Origin of the sequence: Actinoplanes sp. NPDC048796 (assembly GCF_040650035.1) — a bacterium.
GTDB lineage: Bacteria > Actinomycetota > Actinomycetes > Mycobacteriales > Micromonosporaceae > Actinoplanes.
The window spans coordinates 114,618-131,550 of the sequence record NZ_JBEZGO010000011.1; the positions used below are offsets into that span (position 1 = coordinate 114,618).

Genomic DNA, 16,933 nt, shown 5'->3' on the forward strand with positions numbered 1-16,933 from the left:
GCGTCGGGGGTGTCGGCGCCGACGGTGAACCCGGTGAGCGTGGCCCGCCACGGACGGGAGCGCCCGTCGCCGGAGTCGTCCGGCTCGACGAGACCGTGGGCCGCCAGTACCCGGAGGTGGTAGCTGCAGTTCGACGGCGTGTCCCCGACGGCCCGCGCGCAGGCGGAGGCCGTGGCCGGCCTGTCGAGGGAAAACCTGCAAGAGTCTTTCAGATCGGAGGAGGAGACGCCGTACGGACGAATTCCTCGACCGCGGCCCGGGCCGTGAAGGGGTCGGTGGAGAGCGCGGCCCGGGCCTCGGCCAGCCACAGCGCGGGATGGGTCACGTCGTCGTCGTGCGCGCGGAGACGGCCGATCGTCTCGGTAGTGTGCTCGCAGAAGCGGTCCAGCACCGCCGCCAGGTATTCCAGGTAGGCCGTGAACTGCTCGGTGGACAGCACGACGTCCGGGCCGGTGCCGGCGTCGTGTTTGGGGGCGGTCGCGGCGTACTCACGCACCGTCGCCGCGTCCAGGGTGAGCCGGCGGGCGCCGATCAGCCAGCGGGCCAGCTCGGCCGTCGCCTGGTCGGCACGGTCGGTCAGCCGCAGCGCCTGGCCGTAGGCGACCGACTCCAGATCCTGCCGCACCAGCTCGGTGGCCAGCTCGGCGAATTCGGTCGGGCCGCGATGCGCGTACACGTCGTAGAGCAGGCGGACGGTCCGGTTCAGATCCCGGGGGAGACCGCCGGAAAGGCAATGACAGAGCCACACGTACGGTTCGGGCAGGCGCAGCACGCGCTGCACCAGCAGCCGTCGCGTGTCGGCCAGGCCGAACCGGCGCAGCGTGAGAACGTCGTCGAACGCCGTGTCGAAAGTGGTCCGGGCCGACAGCGCCCGCCGGGCGAAACTCGACAGGGCGTCCTCGGAGACGGCCACCAGGAAGACGCAGCCGTCCACACCGAAGACGGCCTTGATGTCGTTGAGGAACTGCTCGGCCTGCTCCGCGCTGGAGATCTTGTCGAGTTCGTCGATGCAGATCACGACCCGGGAGTACGAGCGCCCGGGCCGGCTGCGCAGATGCAGGGCGACCAGGCCGAGAAAGTCGCGAAAATCGCCTACCAATTGGGGGTACGTGCGGACGTGCTCCGCCCGGGCCCGGGCCATCGAGCCGGTGAGGTCGATCGTGGGCGGCGCCTTGAGCGTGGTCCCGCGGGTCACCGTGAGCGTTTCCAGGTAGCGCAGGCGGCGCAGGTGCTGCCGGGCCAGGTCGACCACCGAGGTGTCCTGCGGCCGCCGCCGGCGCCGGATCAGCCGGAACCCGGCGTGGGCCAGCGGAACGAGCACGAGCAGCCCACCGGCCACCATCGCCACCGGCCGGGTGTGCTCGCGCAGCCAGGACGGCAGCTCGCTGGCGGTGCTCCACCAGTAGGCGGTGGCGACGACGGCGACCCCGGCGGCGCCCGAGACCCAGGGCCACCAGTGCCGGATCCGGCGGCGGGCGTGGCCGGGCTCGGTGGTGGCGTCGCCGGGCGGCAGGACCGCGAGGCAGAGCCGGGCGAACAGGTGCACCAGGAAGTCGCGGCCGTTGTAGTTGGTCGGGGCCGGCACGACCAGCATGAGGTTGTCGGCGCTGGAACCGATGCGCTGGTCGCCGAAGCGCCGCAGCAGAGTGGTCTTGCCGACGCCGCGCGGGCCGCTGATCCCGATCGCCGCCGTGAGGGTGGAGGCGAGCATGCGGCTGAGCCGGTCGCTCTCGTCGGTGCTGACGAACTGGACGCCCTCGGTGATGTCGCCCAGCCGGTCCACCGAGATGGGCGGCAGCGCGGTGTCGTAACTGCGCCGGGTCAGCGGTTCGACCTTCGCGCTGACCAGAGGCAGCACACCGAGGTCGACGACCGTGGCGGCCCACTCCTCCCACGCCCGTACGGCCAGACGCCGCGACGCCGCCGCCCACGGCGTCTCGTCGGCGGGCGGCCACCGGTGCATGTCGACCGACCGGAGGCCCTGAAGGCGCCGGAACCACGGCCGCGACCACCACCAGAGCACCCCCAGCACCACCGCGACGGCACCGGCGATCCGGGGCGCCATCAGCTGGTACGTGTCGTCGTCGCCCGGGATCGCCGAGGCCACGAGCGGGGTCGTCGCCAGTGAGGCTGTGACCCCGGCGACAATGAGGACAAGGAGGCATCGTGCGGCGACGGGGATCCACCGTGACCACCCCGGCGGGAAGATCGGGACCCGCAGGAGGCGCCCGAGCCGGCGCCGACGGACCCACTCTCGTGCCTCGGCCTCGTCCGGTTCCGCCTCCTGCTCCGCCTCGTGGGCGGCGATCCGGGCCAGGAGATCCCGCCGTGCGGTTTCCAGATGAGACAGGGTGACGGAGCCGACGATGATGAGGCCGACAAATCCGACCAGAACGCTCGGGTCGTACTGGTTCCACGCTCGCCTTACCATGGTCGCCACGGCGAAAGCCGCGACCGCGCCGGCCGCCCACCCGTAGGCGGCGGAGACGCGGGCCAGGCGCGGGACGCCGACCTGGGCCGTGTAGCGGGCGCGGGCGTCGGCCAGCCGGTCCCACTGCGCGGTCGCGGCGGCGGCCACGATCTCGTTGCTGTTGCGCAGTTCCGCCCCGATCTCGTCGCGAAGCCGGCCGACCCGATCGGCCTCGACCAGCTGGCGGACCGAGGTCTGCTCGAAGGCCCGTTCCACGAGAACGGCCCGGAGATGGGTGATCGCGGTGCCGGCCGGCGTCTGCCCGGGCGCGCGGACCACGTCGACCACTTCGCCCCGATCGGCCAGATACTGCTGCAGGGTCAGGTTGCGGAACTGGTAGGCGCCCCCGGCCTGGCGCAGCACGCCGCGCCGGTACGCGTCGTCGAGGAATCGCAACAGGCGGAACGGTGCGTGGCCGCGCCCCGCCAGCCAGAGGCGGCTCAGGAACAGGCGGTACGAGCCGGTGCCGGTCACGCCGACGAACGCGCCGGCCAGCGCCACCGCCGCGATGGCGCTCCAGCTGCCCGTGTCGGCCGCGGCGAAGGCGCCGACCGCCGTGCACAGCAGCGCGGCAAGTGCGGTGTAACTGGCGTCCCCGCGACTGACCGCCCGGGGTGAGGTCGCCCGGCGATCGTCGACCGGAATCCCGGTCGCCGCCTTCAGCGCCGTCATGACCGCGACACCGAGACCGATGGCCACCACGCTCGGCCAGGTGGCCGAACCCCCGAACACCAGTCCCACGCCGGTCGCGGCGCCGGCGGCGGCGACACCGGTCCAGAGCGGGCGCGGCATGAACGCGGCGAGGCGCAGGCCCGGTCCGATCACGCGGAACGGGGCCGGCTCGCCGGCACCGAGGCCGGTCAGCATGACAGCGATGAACAGGGTTCCCGCGAGCCACGTGCCCGGCGCCGGCACGGCGAGCCACCCCACGACCAGAGCGACGAAGGCGGCGACGATGCCGTTCAGCCAGGCCGGTGCCGCCTTCGCCAGATCCGGCAGCGTGATGTCGGGGGATTGCCGTCCCTGCAACCAGGTGGCGAGCCACTCGAGCCACCGAATGGAGCCGGGCGACTCGTGGATCCGATCGTCCGTTGCGTAACTCGACAGGATGAAGCTGTCGAGCAGGTGGGCTTCGATGGCCCCGGCGGTCGGGAAGCGCGCCGTGTCCAGCAGCTCGCTCGGCGCGGAGTCCGCCCGCGAATAGATCGTGCGGAGCACCTGAAGGTAGGTGGGCCGGGACAGGACGGTGGCCAGCGGCCCTCGGGTCCCGGTCTGGATCGTGTCGATCAGAGGTGTCCAGCGCCGGTCGGAGGAGGGCACCGTGCGGGCGAGGTAGTCGGCGACGTCCTCACGCCGGAGCGGCAGCAGCGCCACGACGACGAACCCGGGGACCGGTCCCGAGCGGGCGACGGCCTCTTCGTACTCACGCCTGCGGCAGGTGACGACGATCGGCCAGCCGTGCACGCCGTACTCGTGGACCGACCGCAACGCCTGGGCCGGATCATGCTGCTCATCGAGGCCGTCGAGGATCGGCAGGATCTGGCCGATCACCACCAGGTGCCGCGCGACCGCCGGCGGCATGCCGTACCGCTCCACGAGGTGGCGCGTCACGAAGTCGGTCAGAGATTCCTCGCCGGGATCCCAGGAACCGGCCGCGAGCAGGACCGGAACCCGATCGACGTCGTCGCGCGCGCGACAGAGGCTGAGGGTCAGGAGAATGGCGGCGACGGTCTTCCCGGTGCCCGGCTTGCCCACGATGGCCAGCTGGCCCGACGGCACGGTCCGCATCATCGCGGCGAGCTCGTCGCCCCGGGCGTACCCCTCGCGGCGCTCCACACGCCAGCCGGACGGCGGCACGATCATCGACCAGCGGATCGCGAGCGGGAACGGATCGTCGATACCGCGCGCCCTCACCTCTTCGGCCCAGACGCGCTCGACCATCACGGCGAGATCCGCGAGGTACTGCTCCGCCCGCATCTCCGGTGGTGCCAGCCTTTGCCTCACGCCAAGCATCATGGCGGACGGCGACGGCGTGGTCACCGGACAAAGGGTCGGTAGTGTTGCCCGGCATGGGAGTCAATCGTGAAGCCGTCGAATCGCTGAAAGTCGATCCCGCGGCGTCCGCCATCCACCGGTCGCTTGGCTTCTACTACGGCAACGACGAGCACGACGCGGCGCTGGACGCCTTCTACGCCCAGTTCGTCCGCCCCGGTGACCTGGTCTTCGACGTCGGCTCCCACGTCGGCGACCGCATCGGCAGTTTCCGCCGGCTCGGTGCCCGGGTGGTGGCGGTGGAACCGCAGCCGTTGTGCGTGCGCGCGATCCGTGAGATCTACGCCGGTGACCGGGACGTGATCCCGGTCGAAGCGGTGTGCGGGCCCGCCGAGGGCACCCTGCAGTTCTACGTCAATTCCGCGAATCCCACCGTCTCGACCGCCTCCACCGACTTCGTCAAGGCCGCCGACGGCGCGTCCGGCTGGCAGGACCAGGTGTGGGACGAGCAGATGGAGGTTCCCGCGACCACCCTCGACCACCTGATCAAGACGTACGGCACTCCCGCCTTCACCAAGATCGACGTCGAGGGCTTCGAAGGCTCGGTCCTGGCCGGCCTGAGCCGGTCCCTGCCGGCGCTGTCGTTCGAGTTCACGACGATCGAACGGGCCGTGGCCGTGAACTGCCTCGACCGGGTCGCGGCGCTGGGCTTCACCACCTTCAACGTCGCCATGGGCGAGTCGATGACGCTCGAGTTCGACCGGTGGCTCTCCCGCGAGGAGATGGCCGCCCACGTGCTGGCCCTCCCGCACGAGGCCAACTCCGGCGACATCTACTGCCTGCCCTGAGCCGCGTCCGGGGCCGGCCGTGGGTGGGCCGACAGGGCCCGGCTGACCAGCTGCCGGACGGCGATGATGGCCACGATGGCCAGCAGCTGGGTGGTGGAGTTGGGCAGGGCCAGGCGGAGCAGGCCGGCGGCGAGCCAGAAGTCCAGGGCCGTCCGCAGGGCGGTCCTGAGGTCGCGGGTGGTGCCCAGGACCAGCACGCCGCAGACGAGCCCGGCGGTGACGCAGATCAGGGACGCGTACTGGATCAGCGTGGTCACTGTGCGGGCTCCCGCTTGGCCAGTTCGGCCCGTTCCTCCTTGATCTCGCGGCTCAGGAAGTAGTTGAGCGCGGTGCGGATGGCGGCCACCGCGGCCAGCTCGGCGATCTCCCGCAACGTCGGCGCGATAGCGGTGCGCAGGATGTCCGAGGCCAGCTGGAACTCCAGGCCGAGGGCGAGGAAGCGGCCCAGCTCCAGGCGTACCGGAACGAAGGCCTCCGCCCGCCTCTCCCGCAGGCCGACCACGACGAACCGGGCGAAGGCCACCATGGCCCCGACGAAGATGATCAGCGCTCCGGCCGCCTCGACCAGACGCACCATCAGGTCGACGGCCTCGGACAGCCAGCGCTCGCTGAAGATCTCGTTCATGCGGTCAAGGTAATACGCGGTGTACCAAGAAGACCTGAGGCTGGCCCTGTTCGAGGCGGCGGCCGGCGGCCGGCACCACGGCCGGGACGCCGGCCATCGGCCTCAACGTCGGCTGAGCCTGGCGGATCGCTACCCGCGGCGGGCCGTGCAGGAGGTGGTGGACCGGGCGGCCGGGTTGCTTTCCGAGGTCAAAGCCACCGTGGTGCGACGGGTGTCCTTCAGCCAGACCTCCACCGACGAGGTGCGGCCGGCCGGGACGCCGATCACGGTGCGGGGGAGCGAGGCGCCCGGGGCGGTGACGCGGAAGACGTCGGCGGCTCGGCCGGTGTTGCGGACGGGGATGGTGCAGCGAGCCCAGCCCGACTTGTCGGGGCGGGCCGTGTCCGGGTAGGCGCGGACGCCGCGGACGGCCGGGCCGGCGCCGTCGAGGGAGCGGACGGCCACCTCGTACGAAAGCACGCCCTTGCTGTTCCGCTTGCGGTCCAGGACGTAGAAGTGCAGGCGGTTGGCCGTGTCGACGTACTCGAAAGCGCTCCCGGAATTCGTGCCGGCGTGGAACAGGGCGTCGGAGAGCTGGCGGTAGTCGCCGATCGTCATCTTCTGCGGGGTGCCGTCGGGCAGGACGAAGTCGACCTTGTCGATGTCCTGCGGGTTGGCGTCGATCGTCCAGATGAAGGGGGCGGCGTCCTGGTTCTTCGTCTTGGCCAGCAGGACGCCGGAGTCGGGCGTGAACGAGTCGAAACCCATCCGGTCGACCACTTCGAGGGTGTAGTTGTCGTAGCCGCCGCCGTCGCAGAACGGGTCGGTCGCGGTGTCGCAGGCCGGGGACCGGTCGCCCCCGTCGAGGGCCACGTTGATGCCCACCGAGTCGACGGATCGGGCGGTCACGCTGGTCACCACGACGCCCGAGGCGGCCAAGGCGGATCGAGACAATTGGAGTACGTCGTCAGCTATGCCCAGCTTCATCTTGTTGCGCAGCATGTGCTGGGCGCCCATCGACGAACCGGACGTGCCGGGGATGAGCCAGCGACTGTGCGGGCCGCCCGGGCCGTTGAACGTGCCCCGGCTGAGCATCTCCCACGGGCCGCTGTAGTCGCGGCGGGCCGGCACGCTGTACGGGTTGTTGTAGTTGTCGCCGACGCCCAGGATGTGGCTGAACTCGTGCGCGTAGGTCGACATGCCCGAGCTCTCGGCCTGCAGCGAACTGCCCTGTGTCGCGTTCGGCCAGATGTTGGCCGACGCCTGCCAGGAGGTCCAGTCGACGTAGCGGGTGGCGTTCCAGTTCGGCAGGGCCGCGTCCGGCGGGCCCCATTCGTCGGTCACGTCCTGTCTGGTGGCGAACTTCATCGGCCCGAACTCCTGCCAGGTGGCGGACTCGTCCTGGCCGGCCGAGAGGAAGAAGACGAAGTCGTACTTGGCCGCCTCGGCCTCACCGACGGCGGCGATCCAGGCCGCGCGGGCGTCCGTACGCAGGTTGCGGTTGCAGACGTCGCCGGCCGGACAGCCCTGGCCGCGCTGCATCTGGGCCTCGATGCCGTATTCGTGGCTCTCGGCGGGCATCTGATAGACGCCGTACGCGCTGAGCTCGATCCCGAACCGCCCGTGCGAATCCTCCATCCAGTACTCGTGGATGGTGTGGCCGCGGTTGAGCCGGCCCGGCTTGTTGAGGAAGTCCTGGTAGAACCGCGGAACTTCGGACCGGTCCAGATTCTGTACGCCGGACGGGTTGCCGTAGATCGTGGAGTTGGCGGGCTGGGTGACGACGAACGGCTGGTTCGGGTAGTCGACGAGCACGAGGGCGCCGTTGAAGTTGCGCTCCGACCCGCGTACGGCCGGGTCGGCCCAGTTCGTGCCCGGCACCGGCTTGTAGTCCGACCAGGTCATGGTGTCGGGCAGTTCGTAGCGCTGGGGGTCGATCGGTGGCGGCCCGCCTCTCTTGCTCAGCGCGGCCGCCTCCTCGACCTGCCACGGCTGGGTCTGCGGCCAGTGCCGCATCCGCCAGGGCGTGTCCGGATCGACATCACCGGGCGGCGCCGCCGAGGCCGGCGTGGCGGTGAAGAGGCCGGCCAGAGCCAGCACCAGAACGGACGTTGCCGAGACCACGCGCCGCGCACTCGTCATCCCGCCATCCTGACAAAGCAATAGATCAATATCAATAAGTACGTACGGGGAGACGCGCGTCACGTGTCACGACCGCTACTCTACGTCGACGCGTTCATCCCCGACGAGGGCGAAACCGTCTCCCAGATCCTCGGCGGTTCCGGCTCCGCGTTCGACGTCCCCGACCCGACGACGGTCTTCGACATCGCCGGCCACCCGGGCGCCCCGAGGGCGACGCGGAAGCCTTCTCGAAGCCGGCGACGGTGCACAGTTCCTTCGCCCAGGACCTCCCCGAGCCGGACCGGTGGCTGATCGCGGCCGGCCCCCCAAGCCGCCATCGACACGATCCTGGCCGCAGCCGCCCACGCCACCGAGTAACCCCACGGGCCACCGTCACCGCCCCACCCCCGGGGCCGGTCACCCTCGGATTGCCCCGTCCCGGGCCGGCCGCTCCCCGGGCTGGTTGATGCCACATTCCTCGGCGCGACGCAGGCGGTAGGTCTCGGGGTCGAAGGTGGCGGCCGCCCTTCGACCCTTTGGCTTTGCGGCGGGCATCTTGGTCGGACTTGCTGGGATCGCTTGGCTGGATGTCGTGCTTTCGCGGTTGCCGCGGGACGCCGGCTCGCTCTGTACGCCGCCGGGCGATCTTCTGACAGTGGCCGGTCGAGTCGTTTCGCCCCGCTCCGCACGAGGCCTCCGGTCGGGAGCGCTCCCAAGCAAGGGTGATTCATGCCATCATCTATTGACGGATGTCGATGGTGAGCGTGAAGGAGATCGGCATGAGGGTTGGTCGCATGCTGCTCGTTCTGGTTGTCGCGCTCGCCGGGGGTGGTCTGGCCGGTGTGCCGCCGGCGGCGCGGGCGCAGGCCGTGCAGGTCCAGTCGTCGGAGGCGGAGGCGGAGGCGGAGGCGGGGCAGCGGGTTGGCTATGACGCGTACTCGGTGATGGTTGGTGGGCGGCGGGTGCTGGTTCAGGCGGCTGAGTTTCACTATTTTCGGCTGCCCAGTCCGGAGCTTTGGCGGGACATTCTCGAGAAGGAGAAAGCGGTCGGCTTCAACGCTGTCTCGGTCTACTTCGACTGGGCGTTCCACTCGCCGGCGCCGGGGGTTTACGACTTCGGCGGTGTTCGGGATGTGGATCGGCTGCTTCGCACCGCGGCGCAGGTGGGGCTCTACGTCATCGCGCGGCCCGGGCCGTACATCAATGCCGAGACCAGTGGCGGTGGCTTTCCGGGATGGCTCAAGCTTGTGCCGGGGCGGGCCCGCAGCAGTGCGCCGGGCTACACCGCCGCCTACCGGGAATGGCTCGGGCAGATCAATCCGATCATCGCCCGGCATCAGGTCACGCGGGGTGGGCCGGTGCTGCTCTACAACGTCGAGAACGAATATGCGGTGAACACCGACGCCGCGTACATGCAGGATCTTCAGGACGTCGCCCGCGCGGATGGCATCGACGTTCCGATCACCACGAACCTGTGTTGTGACGCGGCCTCGTGGACCTCGACCTGGGCCTCGGGGGACGGCGCCGTGCAGATCCCGGGTGTGGACGATTATCCGCAGTCCTTCGACTGTGGCAACGCGGCGACCGTCTGGGGTGCCTGGGGTGCGGGAATCACCGAGCGGGTCCGCGAGGACGCGCCGGTGTTCGCCGCCGAGTACCAGGCGGGTGCGATCGATGTGAACAACGCGGGGTACCAGGCCTGCCGGGAGCTCACCGGTGTGGCGTACACCCGCTATTTCCCGAAGAGCAACCTGATCGCCGGCGGGGCCACCGCGTTCAGCCACTACATGGGCTTCGGCGGTACGAACTGGGGGTGGCTGGCCCAGCCCAACGACGTCTACACCTCGTACGACTACGGCGCCGCGATCACCGAGGCGCGGCAGCTCACCGCGAAGTACGACGAGTACAAGCGGCAGGGCTACTTCCTGCACGCCGTGGCCGGCTCGCTCACCCGGACCGATCCGGTCGCCGCGCCGGCGGCGGCGGGGCTGGAGACGCTCGCGCGCGCCAACCCGGACGACGGCGCCCAGTTCGTGCTGGTGCGCAACCCGGGGACGGCGGCCGTGTCGAGCAGCCTCGGCTGGGGCCGGTACGCGTTTCCGGTGACGCTCCCCGGGCACGACGCCAAGGTTCTGGTCGGCGGATACGCGCTCGGCGGTCAGCGGCTCGTGGCGTCCACTTCGGAACTGCTGACGCACGAGGCGATCGGTGGGCGGGATGTCGCGGTGCTCCACGGCGGCCAGGGCACGCCGGGTGCGACCGTCCTGCGGTACCCGTCCCGGCCACGGGTGACCGTTCTCGAGGGGCGGGTCGCCTCGGTCTTCGACGCCGCGAGTGGCGACCTGCGGCTCGACTACAAGCACAGCGGACTGGCCCGGGTGCTGATCGACGGCGGTGGGCGACGGCCGCTGCTGCTTCTGCTCGGCACCGCCGCCGCCGCGGCCTCGTTCTGGCGGGCCGACACCGCCGCCGGGCCGGTTCTGGTGCGGGGCACGGCGTTGCTGCGGTCGGCCACCGCGACCCCGGGGGCCGTGGCGCTGCGCGCCGACACGGCCGCGGCCGGGCCGGTCGAGGTGTTCGCCGTCGGGCGCGCGGTGACGGTCGACGGCGTGCCGGTCGCCACCCGTCGTACGCCGAGCGGGTCGCTGCTGGGCCGCCTGCCCGGGCCGCGGCCGGTCGTTCTGCCGGCGCTCACCGGATGGCGGCAGCGCGCCGAGGCGCCCGAGGCCGCGCCCGGCTTCGACGACTCCGGCTGGACCGTGGCCGGCAAGACCACCAGCCTGAGCCCGTTCGTGCCGCTCACCCAGCCGGTGTTGTTCAGCGACGAGTACGGGTTCCACACCGGCAGCGTCTGGTACCGGGGACGGTTCACCGCCACCGGCGCCGAGACCTCCGTGTCACTCAACGCGATCACCGGCAAGCGTGGCAACTATCTGGTCTGGCTGAACGGGCGCTATCTCGGCTCGGCCGCCGGCGGAGTCCAGGCCGACTCCGACGCGCCGGCCAATCCGTCGCCCGGGGCGGGGGAGTTCGCCGTACCGGATGGTCTGCTCAAGCCGGGCGCTCCGGCCGTGCTGTCGGTGCTGGTGCAGAACATGGGCCACAACGACGACTGGACGGCCGACGACAACCGCTTCCGGCAGCCGCGCGGGCTCGTCGGGGCCCGCGTCAACGGCTCGGCGGCGCCGGTGACGTGGCGGATCCAGGGCACCGCCGCGATCGATCCGGTGCGCGGGGCTCTGAACAACGGCGGCCTGTACGGCGAGCGGGCCGGCTGGACCTTGCCGGGCTACGCCGACCACAGCTGGCCCTGGGCCGGCGCCGCACAGGGACCCGGCGTCACCTGGCTGCGCACCGCGTTCTCGCTCGACCTGCCGAAGGGCCAGGACACCTCGGTGGTGCTGCGCTTCGACGGGGCGCCGCCGGCCGGATACCGGGCGATCCTCTACCTGAACGGCTGGCAGCTCGGCCAGTACGGGGCGGCCATCGGCCCGCAGACCGACTTCGTCCTGCCGGCCGGCCCGCTGCGTCACAACGGCCGGAACACCTTGGCCATCGCGGTCATCGCCACTGAACGGAGCGTCGCGGCCACGCCCGTCCTGGCAGTCGCGGGCCGCGACAGCCGAGAATGACCCGTCCCACACTGTGGAACGGGCTATTGAGGCGATGCGGTAATCGGTAGCGTCACCGCCGCGGTTGTATTGACGAGGATCTTTGATCGTCGGTACTGGGGCGCCGACCTAAGTGGATGGATTGTATCCATGACTAGGTTGCGGGGGCGCCGGTCGGTGATGGCACTTGCCGTCATCGCGTTGAGCGTCAGCCTCATGGCAGTTCCGGATCCGGCCCGTGCGGCCGAACCCGAAGAGACGCCGGTCGACCGGGCGCGAGTCGCCGCGCTGTGGATGAACGGCGGCCCGATGGTCAAGCCCGCCGCCGAAGCGGCGTTGCTGGGTAGTGACGACGACGTCCGGGCGTTCGTCGGCCGGCTCGAGGATCTGCAATCCGTCGACGAGCGCGTTCTGGCTCTGGGAATCTACTCCGGTGGGGGTCCCGCGGTGCGCGCCGCGGCCCTGAAGGCCCTCGACACCGACACGATCGAGACCTTCCTCCAGACCGGATGGCAGGAATCGCTGCACACCGACCAGCGGGTGCGGGTCCAACAGGTGATCGCCGCGGGCGGGCCCCAGCTGAAGGCGGCCGGGACGGCGGCGCTCGACGCCGACACCGCGTCGCCGCTGCCCGCCCTCAACATGACCGACGAGCCCGAGGGTCCGCTCGACGAGTTCCTCCGCACGGGCTGGCGCGACGCCGACGAGCTCGACAAGCGGATCCGCGTCTCGCAGATCTACGCCAAGGCGGTGACCGGATCCAACGTACGCCGGATGGCGCAGCGTGCCCTGGACGACGGCTCGGCCGACGCCCTCGCCGGCTTCATCGACAGCGGATACGCCGTCGCCGCCGCGTGGGACGAGGAAGCCGCGGCGGTCACCGACCTGGCGGCCGCGGCCGAGACGGCCAGCGCCGAGGCCCGCAACCAGAACGAACGCGCGCAGGAGGCGGCGGATCAGGCCCGGAAGGCCGGCGCCGAGGCCAAGAAGTCGGCCGAGGCCGCCCTGGCCGCGATGGACAGCGCCGGTGACAACCTCACCAAGGCGGCCGACGCCGCCAACCGGGCGGCCTCCGCCGCTGAGCAGGCGGCCAAGACGGCCCAGAAGGCGCTCGCCGCCTCGGACGCGGCGGTCATGGCCGCCCGGGCCGCGGCCGCCGCGGCCGCGCGGGCCATGACCCAGGCCTCGTTGGCGCGCCGGGCCGCCAACCGCGCCAACAAAGCCGCGGCCGACGCCGCGGTCGACAAGAAGAACGCCGCGAACGCCACGAAGATGGCGACCGCCGCCGACCTCGCCGCCAAGGCGGCCGAGGACAGCGTGGGATTCCTGCAGAGTGCGCTGATCCTTTCCACCAGCGCGTCCATCGGCTGGGCCCAGCAGGCCGAGGCCGACGCCACCATCGCCATCCAGGCCGCCGAGTCCGCTCTGGCCAAGGCCAAGCAGGTCGGTGTGAACGTCGCCGCGGCCGAGGCCGCCGCGAAACGGGCCCATGCCCAGGCCGACCGGGCACGGCGGGCCGCGAACGCGACCCGCAAGTACGCGGCCGTGGCGGTCGAGGCCGCGAACACCGCCATCGACGCCGCCACCAAGGCGGCCGCCGACGCCCGCGCCGCGGCCGATCGTGCTCTCGACGCGGTCGCCCACGCCGGCGACGCCACCCGGGCGGCGCAGACATCGACCGACGCCGCCAACGCCGCCGTGAGGTCCGCGGAGGCTTCGGTGAGTGCCGCGACCAAGGCCTACGACATCTACGCGGCGGGCCGGGCCGCCGACGCCGAGCGCATCGCCGTCGTCGACTCGCAGGGCGCGGCGGCGGCCAAGGCCGGGCTGGCCATCTACGAACACTACGAGCAGTCGGCCGCCTGGAACGCACGCGAGGCGGCCAAACGCGACGCGCGGACCAACGAGTTGATCGCGCAGGTCCGCAGCCCGCTGACCGCGCGACCGGAGGCGGTCGTCGCGGCTCGCCGGGTCGCGATGGCTCTCGCGACCGGCAGCGGGCCGCACACCAGTGAATCGGCCCGGGCCGCCCTCGGCGACACCGACGACGAGGTCCTCGACTTCGTCCGGACCGGCATCGACGTCGCGGCCGCCGTGGACGACCGGGCCACGGTGACGGCGATGGCGTACGACAAGAACCCGAATCTGGCGGCGGCCGCGCTCAAGGCGCTGGAGGGCACGGACGCCGACGTGGCCCTCTTTCTGAGGGACCAGAACTATCCGGAACGGGCCACCGACGACCGGGTCGCGGTCGGCCGGATCCTGGCCAAGGCCCAGAACGACAACAACGTCGTCACGGTGCGGGAGGCGACCAAGGCGCTCGACGGCGACGAGGCCGCCGTACGGGCCTTCGTCGAGTCCGGGCAGTACGACGCGGCCCGGACCGACGCCCGGGTCAACGTGAACAAGCTCCTCGCGCAAACCTCGCCCGGCACGAATCTGTACGCCGCGGCCCGGAACGCGCTCGACGGCCCGCCCGGAATGCTCCAGGATTTCCTGAACTCCGGCCGGCACGCGGCCGCGCAGGCCGACTACGACACCGCCCGGCACGACCAGGAGATGCAGGCCCTGCTGGCCCGGGCCATCAGCGCGGCCTGGATCGCCACGCAGAACGCGCAGGAGGCGCAGTCCGTCGCGGCCAAGGCACGTGGCAGCGCCAACGAGGCCAACGCCTGGGCGGCCAAGGCCATCACCTCCGGAACCACCGCGATCGGCCATGCCACGAAGGCCGCCGAATGGGCCGGGAAGGCGGAGACGTCGGCGAAGAACGCCATCTCCTCGGCCGACACGGCCACCGCGGCGGCCGAGCGCGCGGAGGCCGCGGCGGCGGACGCCACCCGCTCGGTGGCGGTGGCCCATGCCGCCTTCGCCAGTGCACAAGACTCGGCCGGCGAGGCGATCGGCGCCGCCCGGCGCGCCCGGGACGCGGCCATCGCGGCCGGCCAGGAGGCCAACGCGGCCATCGGCGTCTACAACGCCATGGTCAAGCGCGTCAACGATCGTCAGAAGAAGATCGAGCAGGCACACATCGAGGCGCTACAGGAACAGTTCCGGGAGTGCCTGAGGGACGCCGGTCCCATCCCGGAGAAGATGGGGCGCTGCCTCCAGGTCTATGAGCCGACCGACATGAAGATCGCCCGCGCCAGTGAGAACCGCAAGTTCTGCGACCTGATGGACCCGTCCGGCAGCGACTACCACCGCAAATGTGTGGCCGACACCTTCAATCCGATGTTCGGGTCGAACCGAGCGTTCGACATGATCGAGTCGGAGATGCTGTACGTCCAGGCCGGCAGCATCGCCGTCGGTGGCATGACGGCCATGGTCACGCTGGCCCTCGGCTGCGCGGCTCTCTGCGCCGCCGGGGCCGCCGTCCTCGGCGGTGCCGAGGTCAGCATGGGCGTCGGCGGTCTCTTCGGCGTCTGGATCGAGGAGCAGGCGATCGCCTGGGCCGCGGGCTCAGCCCTCACCATGGTCGGCGGGGCCCGGCTGATCAACGAGCTCAAGGGGTCCATCGGCCGCATCCGGGTCCCGGCCGCACTGGAACGGGTCGGCTTGCCGGCCAAGATTCTCGAATCCAACTTCGCCCGCATGGTCGTCGGCGGACTGACGTGCAAGGGGAACAGTTTCACGGCGGACACGCCCGTCCTGATGGCCGACGGGTCGAGCCGGGCGATCGCGGCGGTGCGGGTGGGTGACCGTGTCCTGGCCACCGATCCGGGCACCGGGCGCACCGAGCCGCGGGCGGTCACCGACCTGATCGCCGGATCCGGCGCGAAGGACCTGGTCGACGTCAGCACCGCCGGCGGCACGGTGACGGCCACCGTCAACCACCCGTTCTGGGTGGCCGACCCCGGCGAGTGGCGCGACGCCGGCACGCTCGCCCCCGGACAGTGGCTCCGGACCAGCAGCGGGACCTGGGTTCAGATCACCGCGGTGCGCCCGCACACCGCCGTCACCACCGTCCACAACCTCACGGTCGACGGACTCCATTCGTACTACGTCCAGGCCGGCGCCACCTCGCTCCTGGTCCACAACGACGTTCCCTGCCTCAAGCCGCTGGCCCTGGGCTACAAGAAATTCGGGGTTTACGACTGGGCACGGAAGCTGCGGTACGACCACTTCGAGGGGAACGGGAACTGGCAGGATGAGGTCAACGTGCGGCTCCGGGCCTCCGGCGCTCCGCCGATCAACGTGCTCATGTCGGGTTTCGAAGGCGGCCTGACCTCGCAAACCGGCCCGTTGGATCAGTTCCTGACAATGGCCTTCAAAGGCGCCAAGCCGCTGCGTATCGAAGACGTTCCGCCGGAGCGCTACCACCTCTACGCGGACGCCACCCAGGCCGAGATGTTCGCCATGGTGAAGGCCTTCTACGACTTTTCGAAAGGCGGCGTCGGCCGGGAACCGTGGAAGAACATCAAGTTCTTCACGAACGAGACGGACGTCGCCGCCCCCTTTCCGACGATCGACTGGTGGAACGCGGTGAAGCTTTACGGCAAGGGAGACCAGACCATGATCAATCAGCTGAACCATAAGTGGAAGAGCAAGCTCGACGGAGCCCGGTACGACTTGGAACTCGAGGCGGGAACCGTATGAGCGACGCATCGGTGTCCCCGATCGACACCCACCTCTATCCGGATCTCGCCGAGCAGGGCGGCCTCGGACCGGCCTGGCGCAATGCGGCTCGGCGGGCCGGTGTCGACCTCGAGGAGATCTCCTGGCCCGACGATTTCTTCCGGCTGAATTACGCGTCGGTCGCGACTGCGAGCGGCCGGATAGATCTGGCGACTGCCGCGAACCGGCGGGTGTTCAGCATGAACGTCAGCGTCGACGGCCGGCCCCGGTTGTGGGGCGGCAGCGACGACCTGGAACTGCTGGCCCGGGCCGCCGCCGCTTGGCGGGACGGCAGCACGATCCGGGAGATGATCGCCGCCTTCCCCTTCCTGGAGACCAGCCGCTTCGAGCAGGCCCGCGAGGACGGCAACCTGCTCGACGTGCTCTGGGAGTTCCATCTGGGGGACCCCGGCTACGAGACCATGCGGCCGGTACTGCGGGCTGCCCACGACGATCCGCGCCTGAGCCGGCTGTACCCGTCGGTGACGCACGAGACGCTCGCACGCTTCACCGTCGATCCCGATGACCGCGAGAACGGTCAGGTCGCCATCTGGCACCACGCCGGTCGCTACGAGGTCGAGACATCCTGGCAGGCCACCACTCGGCCGGCGGCGACGCCGGCCGAGGCGGTGCGCCTCGCCTCCGCCGAAATTCCCGACACCTACTGATCCATGGG

The 16,933-nt window shown here is 71.0% G+C and carries 8 protein-coding genes and 1 pseudogene; 4 read left to right on the top strand and 5 right to left on the bottom strand.

Going from position 1 to position 16,933, the window contains the following annotated elements; all coding sequences use genetic code 11:
* Positions 1-95: 95 nt before the first annotated feature.
* Positions 96-308: pseudogene (locus AB0C26_RS34795) on the bottom strand (hypothetical protein); the annotation flags it as partial.
* Entirely contained in the window at positions 209-4,474 is a 4,266-nt protein-coding gene (locus tag AB0C26_RS34800; protein WP_360256329.1) for a hypothetical protein, read from the bottom strand. The pseudogene AB0C26_RS34795 and the gene AB0C26_RS34800, both read right to left, overlap by 100 nt.
* Before the next feature lie 65 nt (positions 4,475-4,539).
* Between AB0C26_RS34800 and AB0C26_RS34805 the strand changes: the two genes are divergently transcribed.
* The gene (locus tag AB0C26_RS34805; RefSeq protein ID WP_360256331.1) at positions 4,540-5,310 is read left to right on the top strand and encodes an FkbM family methyltransferase; all 771 of its coding nucleotides are present in this window, start codon (positions 4,540-4,542) and stop codon (positions 5,308-5,310) included.
* On the opposite strand, the gene AB0C26_RS34810 is transcribed toward AB0C26_RS34805, so the two are convergent.
* The 3 genes from AB0C26_RS34810 to AB0C26_RS34820 all read right to left on the bottom strand — a co-directional run bounded on the left by AB0C26_RS34810 (position 5,295) and on the right by AB0C26_RS34820 (position 8,056).
* On the bottom strand, positions 5,295-5,567 hold the full coding sequence (locus AB0C26_RS34810; protein WP_360256333.1) for a hypothetical protein: 273 nt from the start codon (positions 5,565-5,567) through the stop codon (positions 5,295-5,297). The genes AB0C26_RS34805 and AB0C26_RS34810 overlap by 16 nt on opposite strands.
* Complete coding sequence (locus tag AB0C26_RS34815; protein ID WP_360256336.1) at positions 5,564-5,935, bottom strand: DUF1622 domain-containing protein; 372 nt, start codon at positions 5,933-5,935, stop codon at positions 5,564-5,566. Before AB0C26_RS34815 ends, AB0C26_RS34810 begins: the two co-directional genes overlap by 4 nt.
* A gap of 129 nt (positions 5,936-6,064) precedes the next feature.
* Positions 6,065-8,056 (bottom strand): M6 family metalloprotease domain-containing protein, encoded by a 1,992-nt coding sequence (locus AB0C26_RS34820; protein ID WP_360256339.1) that lies wholly within the window; start codon positions 8,054-8,056, stop codon positions 6,065-6,067.
* Positions 8,057-8,814: 758 nt separating this feature from the next.
* On the opposite strand from AB0C26_RS34820, the gene AB0C26_RS34825 reads away from it, so the two are divergent.
* From AB0C26_RS34825 to AB0C26_RS34835, 3 genes are all read left to right on the top strand, one after another.
* The gene (locus tag AB0C26_RS34825) at positions 8,815-11,667 is read left to right on the top strand and encodes a beta-galactosidase (protein ID WP_360256341.1); all 2,853 of its coding nucleotides are present in this window, start codon (positions 8,815-8,817) and stop codon (positions 11,665-11,667) included.
* A gap of 195 nt (positions 11,668-11,862) precedes the next feature.
* Positions 11,863-16,239: a polymorphic toxin-type HINT domain-containing protein gene (locus AB0C26_RS34830; RefSeq protein ID WP_360256343.1), complete on the top strand. Its 4,377-nt coding sequence runs from the start codon at positions 11,863-11,865 to the stop codon at positions 16,237-16,239.
* Positions 16,236-16,925, top strand: a complete 690-nt coding sequence (locus AB0C26_RS34835; RefSeq protein ID WP_360256346.1) for a DUF6193 family natural product biosynthesis protein — start codon at positions 16,236-16,238, stop codon at positions 16,923-16,925. Before AB0C26_RS34830 ends, AB0C26_RS34835 begins: the two co-directional genes overlap by 4 nt.
* The last annotated feature ends 8 nt before the right edge of the window (positions 16,926-16,933 follow it).